We start from the raw sequence: 15,877 nt of genomic DNA on the forward strand, positions 1-15,877 counted from the left end.
GACGGCGATTCGGTCATTCCGCAGTCCTCGCGTCCGCTTGACCCAGGTACACCGTTCATGTATCCTTCGGAGAGTTGCGCGTCGGGGGCGTAGTCAACGGTCTACCGTCATGAAATACGCGCTGCGGCTTGCCTTCTCCATGGCCCTGATGTCTGGCGTGATGCTCACGGAAGCTCGAACGATGATGGCCGATGAGGAGAGTCATCCCGTGAAGACATGGGCGCAACTGGTGGACTCCGTCAAGAATGACAAGGCTGCGCGGGGCATCCGCGACGCGCTGGTCGAGCGCGCTCGCGCGGTCGCTCAATCGCCGGTTGTGCGCCGGGTTTACCGGCTGGACGACGTCGGCAAGCATCGCACGGGGCTCGACGGGCGCGCGCAGTATCTGGAGCCGGAGATCGCCGAGACCTTCGCGCTCGCGATGTCCGATTACGGTACTGCGAGCACGATCGCGAGTGAGTTGCCCCTGCTCGCGGCGGCGTACCGCCTGACCGACGAGGACGTCTTCCGCGCGCGCGTTATCGAGCAACTCGCCGAGACTGCCACATGGTCGCCCTTGCAGCGTCCGGGCTGGACGCTCTATGCGCCCGGCCATCGCCTGCCCCCGGACGGCCAGGACGGCAACTGGCTTGCGACCGGCATGGCGATGAGGGGCATCGGGGATGCGCTCGACCTCATGCCGCGCGGTTCGATACCGGCTGACCTGCGCGGGTCGCTGGACGATCTCCTCGCGCGTGAGATTGCGAGCATCGTTGACGATTGGGAGACGAAGCGACCTTGGTTCGTCAGGGGCGACAACCCGATCACCAATCAGTGGATGCTGCCCACCGAGGGCTTGGTGCGGGCGTGCCTGGTGCTGGGCGTTGAGAAGCATCGGGACGCGTATGAGTTGGGTGTCGCAAACACGGTGAAGGCGCTGGACAGCCACGGCGCAGCCGGCGAGTTCGAGGAAGGCGTCGGCTACGCAGCGTTCACCATCACCTCGATGGTGCACACCGCGCACGCCATGGCCACTGCCGGGGACCGGCGGGCCATTGACCACCCGTTCCTGCGCAATTGCCCGACGTGGATCGTCCATCACATTCAACCCGGGGGCATGCTCATCAACTGCTTCGATGCGGGCGCCGCCCGCGCACTCGGCAACCTGCGGCCGCTGCTGTCCCTGCTCGCCGTGTGCACCGGAAGCTCCGCGGCGCGCTGGGCATTGGCGGAGCAAGTGGGCGGCCCTTCGGACGACCTGCCGGGGCTGCTGTGCCGTGAACTGCCGCCGGTGGGCGACGAGGCAGCACCGCCTCTGCACGCGTCCTACGAGCGAGCCACCCGGGTTAACTGGCGGGACTCCTGGGGGCACGACGCCACCGGGGTCTGGGTGCGCGGCGGCCACGGAACTGACCAGCACGACCACCACGACCGGGGCCACGTGAACTTCATCTCTCGCGGGCGTCCGATCCTCATCGAGGCCGGCACTCCCGCTTACCACAACCCGCTGATTGAGTCGCACTATCAGTCCGGCGTCGGCCATAACGTCCTGCAATTGGGCGAGGCCATGCCGCGCACCGACGTCGCACCGATGTCCGTGCGGCGCCTGGGCGACAGCGGCGGCGAGGTCACCGTGGATCCTACGAAATGCTACGACGACCTGGAGCAATGGCGTCGTACCGTGCAGTGGACCGCCGATGCCATGACTGTGAGCGATCAAGTGAAGCTCGAGGCGGGAACGCGCCAAGTTGTCTGTTTCCGTTGGCATCTGGGGACTGCGGACCACGTCGATATCATGGGCAGCGACGATGCTTTCACGGTCCACTGGCCGGACGCGACCATGACGGTTCAGGGATCCGGGCCGCTGCTCGTCTCACAGGAGATGCTGCCGGATAACACGCTGGCGTCCGGCCCGCGCAGCAGCGAGTCCCCCGACCACTTGCATACCTGCATCGTGATCAGATCACGCGATGCAGCGGAAGCCCTGAGGCTGGTGACGAAAGTCGTGCCCAACGACCGGACTTCGGGCAACCAGTGAGGGCCCTGCAGTGTCGGAATGACTCGCGGGCTTCGGTGCGCACCTATCGAGGTTCGTGTATTAGGGAAGGACGCAAGGGACGGCGGGGCACATCCCGAACGAACCTCGTCCGGAAGAGTCTATGTGTATTACCGGCGCTGCGGTAATACACGAGACTCTACAAGGGATCTCGTGCGGAAGAGCGTTTGGCATCAGCGGCCATCCGCGAATGCCAAACGCTGTATGGGAGTGAACCGGCAGGCGCGTCGAGCCAGGCTGCCATTTGCCTGGGCACCCAGGGAGTGCAGAGGAAAAGCCGAAGCATGGACAAGTTCCGGTCAGCCCTAGTCGCGCTCGCCATATCGGTCGGGGGCACGTGTGCAATGTGCAGCACCCACATGAACGCGATGCAGCGGATCGATTTGGAACCGGTCCAGGGCAGCATGGCGGTCAAGATGCGCTCGCCGGTCTTGCCCGGCGGCGCGATGGTGCTCGTCGTGCCGGAGACGATCGGGGACGAACAGGAGGTGCTGCTCAACTTCCCCGGTTACGAGCCGTACTGGACCGGGCCCGACACGGCAGGGGCCGTCGGGTACACGCTGGCCAATGAGAACGTGCGGTACGAGGTGCGCATCGTCCCGTTCTGCGATCATGTGGATGTGTGGCAAGGCGTTAGGAACCTGACGGCGCGCACCTGGCGCCACGCCTTTAGCTTCGCGTGTGTCAACCCAGGGCCGATCAACGACAAGACATTCGACCGCACGTACATCGCGACCGCGAACGGGCCGGCGCGTATCGCGGACATCTCGCGGACAACCAGTTCGCGACCACTGCAGTTCTACGAGTTGACGGGGAAGCAGTATCAGAGCCATGCATTTGTGGACGGCTTCAATGCCACGTGCCAGACACCAGCCGCGGATTCGTGGGTAGCCACGGTGGCGCCGGACGGGCGGAGAGTCGTGGGAGTCGCGGCGAACGATGCGGCATTCCTCTTCAACAACGGCGAATACGGATGCATCCATGCCTGCCCCGACTTCGGTGACGTGCCGCCGGGGGAGACGCGCTGGGCGCTCATGCGGGTGTACGCGATGCCGGGCGGCCTCGACGACTTCATCGGGCGCCAGGCCCGCGACAGACAAGGCTTGGTCCCTTCGCTGCGGGCGGTCCAGCGCGATCCGACGAAACTGACCTATCAGGCCGCGGAAATCTGGCTGCCGTGGGCCGATGCTGGGCATCTGACGCTGCGCCTCCCGGAGACTCTTGCGTCAGGTCTCGGGTTACTCTTCATAGACCATGCGCGCGCCGACATGCCGCCCGTCGTGCGCGTTGATTCGTTGCCCGATTGGCAGTGTGATTGCGCCACCGGCGCCCTGTGGTACACCCTCGAGCTGCCGAATGACGTAGCCTTCGGCGGGCAGATCACGCCTGTCGCCAACGGGGCGGAGATGCTGTTCTGGGTGGCGAATCAGACGAGCGCAGCACTGAAGGGGCTGAGCCCCCAGTTCTGCTTGATGGCGAACGGCGCGCCGCCTTTCAAGGCGAGACATCTGGCGCGCACGTACCTGCGCACCGGGGGAAACTGGCGGGCGCTGGCGCGAACGACACACGAGGTGATGGACCCGAATCTCGCGCCGTGGGTGATAGCCGGAGTGGGGGAGGACGGACCGCGCGCGGGCGCTAGTTGGCCGGGTGGCTGGTACGTCTGTCACGAGCGTGCGGAGGCACCGCTGCTGGCGACTGCCGACGCAGCCGGCGTTCGCGTCATAGCGATCATGTGGGAGAACGGCCGCAGCGTAATGAGCAATGGCCGCATCCCGTGCCTCCACGCAGATCCGGCGATACCAGACGCCGAGCCGGGGGACACGGTTCACGCCCACGGCCGGGTATACGCCCTCTCGGGTGGGCTCGATCAGCTATGGACGGCGTATTCGACGAGATGAGCCGCAATCATTGACTGACACAGAAGGAGGTCGCAGTGAGCGATAAGTCAGGCATCTGGGATGAGCCTTCCGTGCAGGAGTTCAGGACACTGTTTACGCGTTTCGACGGGCTTCCGTCGAATGAAGTCCGCGATCTGGCGTTAACCGCGGACGGGACGGTCTGGGCGGCCACCGCGGCCGGGCTTGCCCGCTTCGACGGGAAGCTATGGGAGAGGATATGGGTCGCCGGCGCGCTTGCAGGCGCGAATGTAGGGCGGCTCGCGGCAGGACGCGACGGCGACTTGTGGGTCGGAGGATCCACAGGCGTGTCCCTGCTGCGAGAGGGGCAGTGGCGCCACTGGTGGGGCTATGAATCGCCGACGCGATGGATTCATGACCTCGCGCCCGACGACAACGGCGGGGTGTGGGCCGTAATGTCGCATGAGGGCGATCTCGCAACGCGCGACGTCTGGCACCTGGTCGGAGATACCTGGCAATTCTGGCAGGTGGGCGCCGCCCGGGACATCAGCGGCATCGCGCTCGACGGCGCGGGCCGTCCCCATGTCGTCAGTGACGGAGCGCTGCTGACGCTGGACCGCGATCAGTGGCAGGCGGTTGACCTCGGCGGCGCGGAGGTCCTTGGTGCCAGCGCCGCGCCGGATGGCTCGGTCTGGGTCGGAACGAGCGACGATGTGATCGTGCTTCGAGAAGGCGCGATCGCCGAGCGCATCGGCAAGGCCGAGGGCCTGCCGGTAGCGGGAGTTCGGAAGGTCGCGTTCGGCCCGGACGGGGACGTCTGGCTCACCCACTCGACGGCGGTGTCGCGCCGCACAACGACGGGATGGCGCTACTACTCCCCCGACACCTGGGTTCCCGGGGACGGCGCGAATGCGATCGCGCTCGCGAGCGACGGCACGGTATGGATGGCCGGTTCGCAGGGCGTGGCCCGCATTGAGAGCAGTAGCATGACGCTTGCGGATAAGGCGCAGCCCCTCGATTCGCTGACGCCGGCCCTTCACATGAGAGATGGATTCCTCTGCGACGTCGCGTATGCCGTACCGAATGATCCCGACTCGCCGCGGCATTTTCACATCAGCGATAACGACGGCCTGTGGACCGCGGAGTACGTCGCGTCGCAATGCTTTCGTTACGCCGTCACGCGCGCGCCGGAGGCAAAGGCCCACGCGCGCGCCGGCCTCGAAGCGCTCATGCGCCTGGTCGAGGTAACCGGACTGCCCGGTTTCTTCGCTCGCGCCATGTATCGCTTGGATGATGAGACGGTCGCCGCGGTAGCTGGCGAGTGGCATCTGTCCTCTGACGGGCAGTGGGTGTGGAAGGGAGATACCAGCTCCGACGAGATGGACGGCCACATGTTCGCCTACGGCGTGTACTACGATCTCGCGGCCGATGAGCAGGAGCGCGAGCGCATCAGCGCCCTCGTCTCGCGACTCGTTGGCGGCATCATCGACAACGACTATATCCTCCAGGACACCGACGGCAAGCATACCCGGTGGGGAGTGTGGAGCCCGAGCCTGCTCAACGAGTCCCCGGAGTGGCAGGCGCAGCAGAAACTGAACTCGCTCGAGATCCTGTCGCACGTCCGCACAGCCCTGCACATCACGGGAGAGCAGCGCTTCCGGGATGCATATCGCGAACTGGTCGAGACGCACGGCTATGCCGAAAACGTGCGCAGGGAGCAGATGGCCACGCCGATTGACGCGTTCCACAAGTTCGACGACGACCTCGCCATGCTCGCATACTATCCGCTCATTCAGTACGAGGATGACCCGGGGCTGCGGGAGATCTACCTCGACAGCTTGGCCCGTTTCTGGGAGTTCGTGCGCCCCGAAGTCAACCCGCTGCACGTCTTCATGTGCAATGCGCTGCTGTGCCGTAAGGAAGGCCTGGAGCCTGCCGTCGAGGTGCTGCGCGGGTACCGCATGGATCACGCGTCCCGCGCCGTGGTCAACGAAGTGCGCCAGGACGTCGAATGGCGCCAGGTCGGCCGCAGGCGCCTGCTGGTAAAGCCCCTGCCGGGCGCGGAACGCGCCGCCTATCACTCCAATCAGAACATGTACGCGAGCGAACGCCGCGCCTCGCCCGGGCGAATGCGCATGCCCACGCCCTTCCTGTGGACATACTGGCTGGCACGCTACCACGGGCTGATATCGGGGCCGGCGGACGGTCGCTAACGTCTTTCCCGCTGCGAACGCGCCTCGGCGAATCGGCAGCCGCGAACCACGCCTATGTCACACCCGCGCTCATGCATGGAACATTCTCCGGGGCGGCAAGGAGGAGTAACGTGCAGGCCAGGCGAGGCTTATTGGTGGCGGTGTTGTGCGCTGTCGCACTTGCGGCGGGCTGTGGCGGCGGACAGATCCCACCCGAACTCATCGGCTCGTGGCGTATGGTGCAGAGCGGCGAGGAGGTGGCCCACCTCGGTGTCGGCGATCAGACCTTCAATGCCGACGGCACGTGGCACGGCCAGGAAACCAACATCTACGGCGGATCACTGCCCGGTAAGGAGTACCAACAGACCGGTACTTTCGAGGTCAAGGGGGATCAGCTCATCATCACGCGCGACCTCGGCGGCGACAAGGTGCCGATTCCGCTGTATTTCGAGGTCAACGGCGATACGCTCACGACCCGCTGGCAGCTCGATGAGCACGGCGCCGATACATCCGTTGTCTACCAGCGAGTGAAGTGACATTGCCGGCACTGCGTGGATCGCGTAAGCCGAGCCGGCTCGTGAGAAACGCGGTCAGTCGTTGCGTCGGATGTCGGTATCCCCGTGGTGTTCGCCGCCGACAGCGACCAGTCGTCAGCGTCCTCGGAGCGGCGAGGGCCAAAGCAGCTTCGCGCGATGCTGCGAGACGCGCACGTGCACCGGCGTCTCGCACTGCACATCGCCATCAACGAGCACGTGACGCGACTGCTCGAACGTTTCGATCGTGACTTCCCGGCCTCGCCATGTGCGAACGGCGGGATGCGTCAGGTGAGTTCCGCGAAAGACCCTCGGGAGATTGCGCAGGAAAGCGACACGGCTCACGTGCTGCACCAGAACTACGTCGAGCAGGCCGTCCGCGATCTCGGCCTTGGGCGCGATCTTCATTCCCGCGCCGTAGGAGCGCGCGTTCGCGACCGCCAGCAGAAGCGCCTCGCCTTCCCATGTTTCGCCATCCACGGTCAGACGCACCGGGGTGGATCGATAGGCAATCAGCTCCTGCGCCACCGCGAATAGGTACCCGACCGGTCCGGCGACCAGCGGCCCGTGATGATTCATGCGCAGCGTGACCTGCGCATCGAAACCGACTCCCATGATGTTGACCGACCACAGCAGCCCGTCATTGATCTCCAGCAGGTCAACGTCAGCCGTGCGCCCCGGTATGAGTTGCCGTGCCGCGACAGCGGGGTTGCGGCTGAGGCCGATGGTTCGCGCGAAGTCGTTCCCGGTGCCGCACGGGATAAGCCCGGCGGGGATGCCGGTGTCGAGCAGCCCCGCGAGCGCCTGCGACAGCGTGCCATCCCCGCCGCAGGCCAGTACTGCATCGAAGCTCTGAGCGGCAGCCTGGCGCGCGAGCCGCTCCGCGTCGCCCGCGCATAGAGTCACGGCCGTCGCGACTTCCCACCCCGCGCGCTGGAATTCGGTTCTCGCGCGCGATGCCGCGACGGCTCCGCGATTCCTACCGGCTCTCGGGTTGACGACGAGTGATGCGCGCATGGTTCAGCAATCCGGCAGTCGCGGAGTCACTTCTAACGCGGCGCCCGTTTCCCTTCTGGCTTGCCGCTAGCGGTGGCGTCAGCGGCACAGCGCGAGGGCGGCACGACGCCCCACAGGGCGCGCTCCCGGCTTCGCCCGTCGCACGGAGCGAAGCCGTCAGGCGCTCGACAGCGCCCGCCTCGCCTGCGCGATATCTCGACGGATTTGCTCCTGCAAAGCTTGGCCGTCGGGGAACGCTCGTTCCTCTCGCAGGCGAGTGACGAGGTCTAGCGTAATCGTGCGGTCGTACAGGTCGCCGGGCTCGCCTTCCAGGACATGCGCTTCGACGCAGGCGGCAGGATCGGAAGGCCGGGTGCGGTTTGCAGGAAAGGTCGGGCGCACGCCGACATTGGCCACCGCCGGGATCGCGGGGCGACGCTCGTCGTCGATGCGCCGGGGCGGATCGAGTTCGCCGTCCGGCGCGCTCGTCGAATCCGAAGCGCCGCTCCGCTCGCATTCGGCGCGACCCTCGATGCGCGCCCATACCGCATAGACGCCATGGGGCGGCAGCAACTTGTCGCGACTGACGCACAGGTTCGCGGTGGGGAAGCCCAACTCTCGGCCCCGCCGGTCGCCGGGCGTCACAGATCCCCGGATCGTGTAGTAATGACCGAGAAGCACCGCGGCGCGCTCGATGTTGCCGGAGGAGATCAACTGCCGCACTACGGTGCTCGAGACCTCGGTGTCGTCCACCGCCACGCGCTTGACCGCCGAGGCTTCGAATCCTAGCTTGCGGCCGAGTTCCGCGAGGATTGCGGCATTTCCCCTTGCGCCGCGCCCAAAGACGAAACCATCACCGGCGACAACGCACCGCGCCGCCAACTGCTCCACCAGGACGCAGTGTGCGAATTCCTCTGCGGTCAGGCTGGCGAAGGCGCGATCGAACTGCGCGACGACAAGCGCCTCGATCCCCGTCTCCGCAATCAGCGCCGCGCGCTCCGGCAGCGTCGTCAGCAGCAGCGGCGCTTGACGGGGCCTGAGCACTCGTTCCGGGTGAGGATCGAACGTAAGCGCGGCCGCCACTAGGCCGGCTTCGCGCGCGCCAGCGACGGCTTGGCGCAGAACCGCCTGATGTCCGACGTGGACCCCGTCGAACACGCCGACGGCGACGCAAGTAGGCGAGAGCACGCCTGCTTTGATTTCGCGCAGAATCTCCATAGACGCTCAGACCGTCACACCGCGGTTGCCGCTCACGTCGGATGACACCTGGCTGCTTAGATGACGACAACACGAGGCCGCAGCGTAGCGCCCCGCGGTTCGCCGAGGCCGATGAACCGGCCTGCCGCATCGTACATGCGCGCCATGCCGCAGGCGTCGAGCGTTCCGCTCACCTCGACCGTGCTGCCATGCGCTACCAGACGCGCCTCCCGTGGTTCGAGCGTGACTGCCGGCAGCGATGACAGGGGCTCGTCCAGCGGGCGCAGCAGTCCCTCGAAGCGCCCGCCTGCGATTGCCTCCTCGACCCGTTCGATGGTAACGCTGTCCGCGATATCGAACGGACCGGATCGAGTGCGCACGAGGAACGAAAGGCAACCGCCGCACCCCAGCACCTCACCGAGATCGGCCGCCAAAGAGCGGATATACGTCCCCTTCGAGCATTCAACCGCTATCCTGGCGCGCGGCAGGCGGGCAGTTACCGCAGCGACCGAATCGAGCCCCGCCTCGCCGCCGGTCGCCTCGACGGGCGGCGAGGCGCGTTCCGCCGGCACACCCTCGTGGAAATCCAGCAGCCGCAACGAATGGACCTGCACCGTGCGCGTTCGGCGAGGCACATCCTGCCCCTGCCGCGCCAACTCATAGAGACGGGCGCCGTCCGCGTGCACGGCGGAATACGCCGGCGCGCTCTGTTCAATTTCGCCCTCGAACCGCGTCAGCTCTCTCTCGATCTGCTGGGCACTCAGGCCCGAGAAGTCCCGCTCGGAGGTGATCTGCCCCTCGGCATCGAGGGTATCGGTAGTTATGCCGAACGTGATCTCACCGACATACGCCTTGTCGCTCTCGACCACCCACTTGCTGAGCCGCCGTGCTCTGCCGACGCACAACACGAGCACGCCGGCGGCCGCGCGATCGAGCGTGCCGGTGTGACCCGCCGCTGTGTGCGTTAGCCGGCGCAGCCACACCACGGCATCGTGCGACGTCATCCCCGGCGGTTTGATGAGATTGAGGAACCCGTCTGCCGCCATCTCCTACTCCCGCGACAGAGCTTCGACGAGGGCGGGGAGAACCCGATCCTGGGCCTGTGGCATGGGGCCGGGAACGGTGCAGCCGGCGGCGTTCGTATGTCCGCCGCCGCCGAAACGCAGCGCAACCTCGCCGACGTCTATCGCGCCCTGGGAGCGGAGGCTCACGCGAACGCCCCCGTCGGGCAATGCGACAAAGAGAGCCGCGGCGCGCGCCTGGCGCACCGCGCGCAAGTGGTCAATGATGCCCTCGGTCTCATCCGGGGTGCTGCCGGCGCTTCGGAAGTCATCTTGAGTCAGCGTGGAGAAAATGACGCCACCTTCGGCCGTCTGGCTCAGGCGCCCCAGCGCGAGGCCGAGGAGCCGGCTCGCCGAGAAGGACTTGCTCTCATATACTTCGCGGTAGATCCGCTGCGGGTTGGCGCCGGCGCGCACGAGCGCGGCCGCAATGCGCAGCACCCGCGGGCTGGTATTGCTGTAGCAGAACCTCCCGGTGTCAGTGAGGATGGCGGTGTAGAGGCAGGTCGCGATATCGGGACTCACGGCCACGTCCATCGCTCTGAGCAGCCGGTACACCATCTCGCCGGTGGCGGCAGCGCGCGGGTCCACCCACTGCACGTCGCCGAAGGCCTTCTCAGTGGCGTGGTGGTCAATGTCAACCGTCGTGCACACGCGCTCCAGACCCAAGGCGAGCCGCCCGACGCGGGAGCGCCCGTCGCTGTCCACCGCAATCGCCAGCATCGGAGGCTGTGCCGGAAAGTCACTGGCGATGCGCTCGGCGCCGGGGAGGAAGCGGTAGATGGCAGGCACGGGATCAGCGCACAGCGGCGCGGTTCGTATTCCAAGCGACTCCAGGCCCAACGCGAGGCCGAGCAGGGACCCGAGGGCATCGCCGTCAGGATTGACGTGCGTCAGCATCAGGCAGCTTCTATGCCGCCGGATCAGATCCGCTATCTGTTGGATCCTCTGTGGGACGCGAGTCACGTTTCACCTGTTCGAGCAGTTCGTGGATGCGGGCGCCCCGCGCCGCGGACTCATCGCGGCGGAACTCGAGTTCGGGGATGTAGCGCAGACGCACGGTCTTCCCCAGTTCGCCGCGGATGAAGCCCGCCGCGCCATCGAGGACGGCAAGGCTGGCGACCGCCTCGTCGTCGCTGCCGAAGACGCTGGCGAAGACGCGTGCGTGGCGCAGGTCGGCGGTGACCTCGACGTCGGTGATGCTGATCATGCCGATGCGCGGGTCCTTCAGTTGGCGCTTGATGATATGGCTGATCTCCTGCCGCAGCAGTTGACCAACGCGCTCCTGCCGCTGAGTGGGCACGACGCACCTCATTGCGTTCTGTAATCGGAGGCCGGCACGCCCTGTTCGCGCCGGTGGCGCGGCGCTCGACAGCGTCATAACATCTCGATGTCGTGGGACAACAGCGCGGCTCGCGGCTCAGACTCGACCAGGTCAACCGCCTTCTCCAATATCGAATGGACCACCGCCTGGTCATTGGCAACGGCACAGATCGCCAGCGTCGCGAAACGCGGTGAGTCGAGGTGATCCACCTCTGCCGCGGCGACGTTGAACCGCCTGCGCAGACGGTCGAGCAGACCTTTAACGACCTGCCGCTTGTCCTTGAGCGTGAGGCTGTCCGTGACCTCGAGTTCGAGCGTGCCGGCGCCGATGGAATACATGGGCGTAATCCACTTCCGGGCTGCAGCGCGTGTGTGTCCTAAGTCCGGTGGAGCCAGCGCGCACGAATCACGCGCGCTAGATGACCTCGCGACGTACTTCGCGCATGGTGAAGGCCTGGATCACGTCTCCAGGCTCGACCTGCTCGAAGCCCTCAATCCCGATGCCGCACTCAAAGCCTTCGCCAATCTCCCGCACGTCGTCCTTGAGGTGGCGGAGAGAGGCGATCTTCCCCTCGTGCACCACTTCGTCCCCGCGCAAGACGCGCACATCCGCGCCGCGTGCGATCGTACCCTCGGTGACGTAGCAGCCCGCAATCGTGCCCAGTCGGGAAATCTTGAACAACTGGCGCACCTCCGCGCGTCCGGTGAGCACCGTCTCGTACTCGGGCTCCAGCATGCCCGTCATGGCGGCTTTGACGTCGTCGAGCAGGTCGTAAATGACCTGATAGATGCGAACGTCCACGCCCTGCTCCCCGGCGACCTCGCGCGCGGCAGACTCGATATTGACATGAAAACCGATGATGACTGCCTGCGACGCCTGCGCCAGCATGACGTCGGAATCGGAGATGTCGCCGACACCGGCGTGGATCACCCGCACGCGCACCTCGGGATGCTCGATACTTGTCAGCGACTGCGAGATGGCTTCGACCGAACCCTGAACGTCGGCCTTGAGGACGACGTTCAACTCCTTGACCTCCCCGGCCTCGATGCGCTGGTAGAGATCCTCCAGGCTCATGCGCTGCGCGGCCTGAATGCGGTTCGCACGATGCCGATTCTGCCGCGACGATGCCACCTGCTTCGCGGCCCTTTCGTCATCCACGAGCTCAAGCGTATCGCCCGCCTCGGGCACGGTGTCCAGGCCCATGATCACGGCGGGCATCGCCGGCCCCGCCTCCGCGATCGGCTCGCTGGTATCGTTGAGCATCGCGCGGATCTTGCCCCCGGCCAGCCCGGCCACTACGGCGTCGCCCGTGCGCAGCGTGCCCTCGCGTACCAGCGCCGTCACCAGCGGCCCGACGCGCCGGTCGAGCTCGGCCTCGATGACGGTCGCCGTGGCCGGCGCGTCCGGGTCGGCCTTCAGCTCCTGCACCTCGGCGACGACGAGGATCATCTCCAACAGACTGTCAATCCCGGTCCCGTTGAGCGCGGAGATATTGACGAAGACCGTGTCGCCGCCCCATTCCTCCGGCGTCAAGCCCTGCTCCGCAAGCTGCTGGCGCGTCCGCTCCGGGTTCGCCTGGGGGCGGTCAATCTTGTTGACCGCGACAATGATCGGCACCCCCGCGGCGCGAGCGTGGTTGATGGCCTCGATGGTCTGCGGCATGACGCCGTCGTCTGCGGCAACTACGAGAACCGCGATGTCGGTCACATTGGCGCCGCGCGCGCGCATCGCGGTGAACGCCTCGTGCCCCGGTGTGTCAACGAACGTGATCCCCTTGCCGCCAACCTCGACGTGATAGGCGCCGATGTGCTGCGTGATGCCGCCGACTTCCTGCTCCGTGACCTTGGCGTGCCGGATCGTGTCGAGGAGCGTGGTCTTGCCGTGATCCACGTGTCCCAGCACCGTGACGATAGGAGATCGCGGGAGCGATTGTTTCGTGGCGGCGCGGGCCTCGGACGCCTCGAGGGCGGCCTCGAGCGCCTCGTCCGTGGGTTCCTCGATTGTGACCTCTCGACCCAACGCTGCGCCAACACGGGTGAGCGCGTCAGGCTCGAGCACCTTGTTGACGTTGGCGACGATGCCCATGTCCAACAGAGCGCCGAGCAGCCGCGCCGGCTCCGATTTCAGCAGTGCTGCGAATTCCTTGACCGACATCGCGGTTGAGACCGCGACCGGCTGCTTGGTGGGTTTCGGCTGAGCTGGCTCTTTCTCGGTCCTCGCCTTGGCGCGCGCGCGCCGGATCGTGGGCAGGCGTCGCGGCGGGACGCGTAGCCGCACTGGCGGCTTGAGGGCCCCCGCGGGCGCCTCTTTGGGACGCCGTTCCTGGGCGACGCGAAGCAGGGGCGCGACGACCTTGCTGACCTTCGGTTCGGCGGGCTTGGTGGGCCGCGCGCGCTTCTCCGGTCCCGCGGGTGCGCGGGGCACGGCGGCCGCCTTGTCCGGCAATTGCTCCGGTGCCTTCTCGGCGACCTTGGCCTTCGGGATCTTCCTGACCGTGGTTGGCGCCGCGGGTTTGCCAGCGGGGGCTTCCGCAGGCGCAGCGGGTGCCGGCTCCGCGGCGGCCGCCACAGGCGCCTCCAGCAGCGCGCGCACCTGATCGCCCTTGCCGAGCGTCTCCGCCACCCGAAGCGCATCCGCGTCTTTCAGCGCGGTGTTGACGGTACGTGCCTTGACCCCTAGCTCGTCAAGTGTCGCCTTGAGCTTCGGCAGGGCGATTCCCAGTTCTTTTGATAACTCGATAACCTTCATACTATCTCGGCCGGACTCCCGCGGTTTCGCACACCCGGATCGGGCGCCCCCGGATCTACCTGGCGTCCGATCCGACCGCCCTCGCCGACTGCAGCATACGCTGAACGGCTTCCTCCGGCAGCGACTGCCCCAGCGCCCGGCGCACAGCTCCCTTGTGGGCAATTCGCTCGACGCATTCGCTGCGTCGGCACACGTATGCTCCCCGCCCCGTCGCACCTCCGGTCGGATCGAACTCGACCCGACCCTCCGGTGTGCGCACCACCCGCATCAGTTCGGCCTTCGGCCGCTGATTGCGGCACGCCACACACGTGCGCATCGGGACGTGGCGCGGCATACTGCGTTGAACTCCTTATTTCGCCGACTCGTCCGCGACAGCAACGGCCGCCGCCGCCTCCTGCCCGCCTTCTTCCGTCGCGGCCTCGGGTTCGCTCTCGCCGCTGGCCTCTTCGGTCGCTGCGGGCGCCGGCGACTCTTCGGGTTCGCCGGTCTGCTCAGGCGTCTCGTCTGCGACAGAGGTCTCCGGTTCGGCCGCAGCCTCCGCTTGAGCTTCAGGCTCCGCCTCGGCTTCCTCGCCGACTTCCCCCTCGGCTGGCGCCTCGACGGCTGATTCGTCGCGCTCTCCGCCGACCACGAACTCGGCAGACGGCTCGCCGACTTCCTCCGCGCCGACCGGCCCGTCTTCGTCGGCATCCGCGGCGCCGGAGATCGTCGCAGTGGCCCGCGCATCCAATTCGGCGTACATCGCCTCTTCCATCTCGGCGATTTGGGTCTCGCTGCGGATATCTATGCGCCATCCCGTCAGCCGCGCCGCCAGCCGGACATTCTGACCTTCCTTGCCGATGGCAAGGGAGAGTTGGTTGTCGGGGACGATAACCGTCGCCGTCTTCTGATCCTCGTCCACGACCACCTCGTTGACGCGCGCCGGGCTGAGCGCACTGGCGAGGTAGCGCGACATCTCGTCGCTCCAGCGCACGATGTCAATCTTCTCGCCGCGCAGCTCGTCCACCACGGCTTGTACCCGGCTGCCGCGATGGCCGACGCACGCGCCGACCGGATCAACGTTGTCCTGGCGGGAGAAAACCGCGACTTTGGAGCGCAGGCCGGCCTCGCGAGCGATAGCCTTGATTTCGACCACGCCGTCGTGGACCTCCGGCACCTCCAGCTCGAACAGCCGCCGCAGCAGCCCCGGATGACTGCGCGAAACCAGGACATGCGGCGTCTTCGTCGTGCGCTTGACCTCGACGACATAGACCTTGAGCCGCTCCCCAAAGCGGCACGCATCCGACGACATCTGCTCCGACGCCGGGAGCAGGGCTTCCACCTTACCGACGTTGATGAACACCGACCGCCCGGTGCGGCGCTGGACGATGCCGGTGACGACCTCTCCCGCGCGATCGCTGAACTCGGAGAAGATGATCTCGCGCTCCGCCTCGCGGATGCGCTGAACCACTACTTGCTTGGCGGTCTGGGCGGCGATGCGACCGAAGTTCTCGGGCGTCACCTCGATATCAACGCTCTCCCCGACCTCGATGCCGGCATCCAGCTTGCGCGCGTCTTCGATTGATAGCTCGACGTTTGTATCCTCGACCGTCTCCACCACGAGCTTGCGCGCGTAAATGCTGGCGCGCGAGTCATCCCAGTCGATCTCGACGTGAATCTCGCCTGCCGAACCGTAGTGCTTGCGGTATGCCGAAACCAGAGCCGCCTCGAGGATCTCCTCGAGCGTCTCCAGCGGTATGTCTTTTTCTTTCTCTATGTCCCGCAGGGCTTGTACGAAGTCCATTTGCATCGCCCTACGCTCCTTAACGCCAAAGAGTGGGAGAACCCCACTCTTCGGTCGCTACGTCACACCGGATTCAATGCTAGTATATCACACAACGCGGGCCTTGACAAGGACGGGAAGGAGCAGCAGTGAGAGCGTCGCGCGAGCCA

General features: G+C 66.3%; 13 protein-coding genes. 4 read left to right on the forward strand and 9 right to left on the reverse strand.

Features of this window, described 5'->3' with window-relative positions:
• Nucleotides 1-181: 181 nt before the first annotated feature.
• The 4 genes from JSV65_05285 to JSV65_05300 all read left to right on the forward strand — a co-directional run bounded on the left by JSV65_05285 (nt 182) and on the right by JSV65_05300 (nt 6,622).
• Nucleotides 182-2,017 carry a heparinase II/III family protein gene (locus JSV65_05285; GenBank protein ID UCH35767.1) on the forward strand — a complete coding sequence of 612 codons (1,836 nt, stop codon included), beginning with the start codon at nt 182-184 and terminating at the stop codon, nt 2,015-2,017.
• Between the two features lie 302 nt (nt 2,018-2,319).
• Nucleotides 2,320-3,936, forward strand: coding sequence for a hypothetical protein (locus JSV65_05290; protein UCH35768.1), 1,617 nt, complete (start codon nt 2,320-2,322; stop codon nt 3,934-3,936).
• Nucleotides 3,937-3,971: 35 nt separating this feature from the next.
• On the forward strand, nt 3,972-6,107 hold the full coding sequence (locus tag JSV65_05295; protein UCH35769.1) for a hypothetical protein: 2,136 nt from the start codon (nt 3,972-3,974) through the stop codon (nt 6,105-6,107).
• Between the two features lie 110 nt (nt 6,108-6,217).
• The gene (locus tag JSV65_05300; protein ID UCH35770.1) at nt 6,218-6,622 is read left to right on the forward strand and encodes a hypothetical protein; all 405 of its coding nucleotides are present in this window, start codon (nt 6,218-6,220) and stop codon (nt 6,620-6,622) included.
• A gap of 114 nt (nt 6,623-6,736) precedes the next feature.
• On the opposite strand, the gene JSV65_05305 is transcribed toward JSV65_05300, so the two are convergent.
• The 9 genes from JSV65_05305 to nusA all read right to left on the reverse strand — a co-directional run bounded on the left by JSV65_05305 (nt 6,737) and on the right by nusA (nt 15,734).
• Nucleotides 6,737-7,636: a diacylglycerol kinase family lipid kinase gene (locus JSV65_05305; protein ID UCH35771.1), complete on the reverse strand. Its 900-nt coding sequence runs from the start codon at nt 7,634-7,636 to the stop codon at nt 6,737-6,739.
• Nucleotides 7,637-7,792: 156 nt separating this feature from the next.
• A complete protein-coding gene (locus JSV65_05310) occupies nt 7,793-8,833 on the reverse strand; it encodes a bifunctional riboflavin kinase/FAD synthetase (GenBank protein UCH35772.1) in 1,041 nt (346 codons plus the stop codon).
• A 56-nt stretch (nt 8,834-8,889) separates the two neighbouring features.
• The gene (truB, locus tag JSV65_05315) at nt 8,890-9,858 is read right to left on the reverse strand and encodes a tRNA pseudouridine(55) synthase TruB (GenBank protein ID UCH35773.1); all 969 of its coding nucleotides are present in this window, start codon (nt 9,856-9,858) and stop codon (nt 8,890-8,892) included.
• Between the two features lie 3 nt (nt 9,859-9,861).
• Nucleotides 9,862-10,773: a bifunctional oligoribonuclease/PAP phosphatase NrnA gene (locus JSV65_05320; GenBank protein UCH35774.1), complete on the reverse strand. Its 912-nt coding sequence runs from the start codon at nt 10,771-10,773 to the stop codon at nt 9,862-9,864.
• Between the two features lie 10 nt (nt 10,774-10,783).
• The gene (gene rbfA / locus JSV65_05325; GenBank protein UCH35775.1) at nt 10,784-11,188 is read right to left on the reverse strand and encodes a 30S ribosome-binding factor RbfA; all 405 of its coding nucleotides are present in this window, start codon (nt 11,186-11,188) and stop codon (nt 10,784-10,786) included.
• Between the two features lie 62 nt (nt 11,189-11,250).
• Complete coding sequence (locus tag JSV65_05330; protein ID UCH35776.1) at nt 11,251-11,535, reverse strand: DUF503 domain-containing protein; 285 nt, start codon at nt 11,533-11,535, stop codon at nt 11,251-11,253.
• A 76-nt stretch (nt 11,536-11,611) separates the two neighbouring features.
• Entirely contained in the window at nt 11,612-13,945 is a 2,334-nt protein-coding gene (gene infB / locus JSV65_05335; protein ID UCH35777.1) for a translation initiation factor IF-2, read from the reverse strand.
• Nucleotides 13,946-14,000: 55 nt separating this feature from the next.
• A complete protein-coding gene (locus JSV65_05340) occupies nt 14,001-14,279 on the reverse strand; it encodes a YlxR family protein (GenBank protein UCH35778.1) in 279 nt (92 codons plus the stop codon).
• Nucleotides 14,280-14,294: 15 nt separating this feature from the next.
• Nucleotides 14,295-15,734 (reverse strand): transcription termination/antitermination protein NusA, encoded by a 1,440-nt coding sequence (gene nusA / locus JSV65_05345; protein ID UCH35779.1) that lies wholly within the window; start codon nt 15,732-15,734, stop codon nt 14,295-14,297.
• Nucleotides 15,735-15,877: the final 143 nt, after the last annotated feature.

This window comes from Armatimonadota bacterium (genome assembly GCA_020354555.1).
Taxonomy (GTDB): Bacteria; Armatimonadota; Hebobacteria.

Excerpts from the sequence above, each read along its gene's own strand:
- JSV65_05305 (UCH35771.1), bottom strand. The coding sequence starts at position 7,636 with ATGCGCGCATCACTCGTCGTCAACCCGAGAGCCGGTAGGAATCGCGGA.
- infB (UCH35777.1), bottom strand. The coding sequence starts at position 13,945 with ATGAAGGTTATCGAGTTATCAAAAGAACTGGGAATCGCCCTGCCGAAG.
- JSV65_05310 (UCH35772.1), bottom strand. The coding sequence starts at position 8,833 with ATGGAGATTCTGCGCGAAATCAAAGCAGGCGTGCTCTCGCCTACTTGC.
- JSV65_05290 (UCH35768.1), top strand. The coding sequence starts at position 2,320 with ATGGACAAGTTCCGGTCAGCCCTAGTCGCGCTCGCCATATCGGTCGGG.
- JSV65_05320 (UCH35774.1), bottom strand. The coding sequence starts at position 10,773 with ATGCTGACGCACGTCAATCCTGACGGCGATGCCCTCGGGTCCCTGCTC.
- truB (UCH35773.1), bottom strand. The coding sequence starts at position 9,858 with ATGGCGGCAGACGGGTTCCTCAATCTCATCAAACCGCCGGGGATGACG.
- rbfA (UCH35775.1), bottom strand. The coding sequence starts at position 11,188 with ATGAGGTGCGTCGTGCCCACTCAGCGGCAGGAGCGCGTTGGTCAACTG.
- JSV65_05340 (UCH35778.1), bottom strand. The coding sequence starts at position 14,279 with ATGCCGCGCCACGTCCCGATGCGCACGTGTGTGGCGTGCCGCAATCAG.
- nusA (UCH35779.1), bottom strand. The coding sequence starts at position 15,734 with ATGCAAATGGACTTCGTACAAGCCCTGCGGGACATAGAGAAAGAAAAA.
- JSV65_05285 (UCH35767.1), top strand. The coding sequence starts at position 182 with ATGATGGCCGATGAGGAGAGTCATCCCGTGAAGACATGGGCGCAACTG.
- JSV65_05330 (UCH35776.1), bottom strand. The coding sequence starts at position 11,535 with ATGTATTCCATCGGCGCCGGCACGCTCGAACTCGAGGTCACGGACAGC.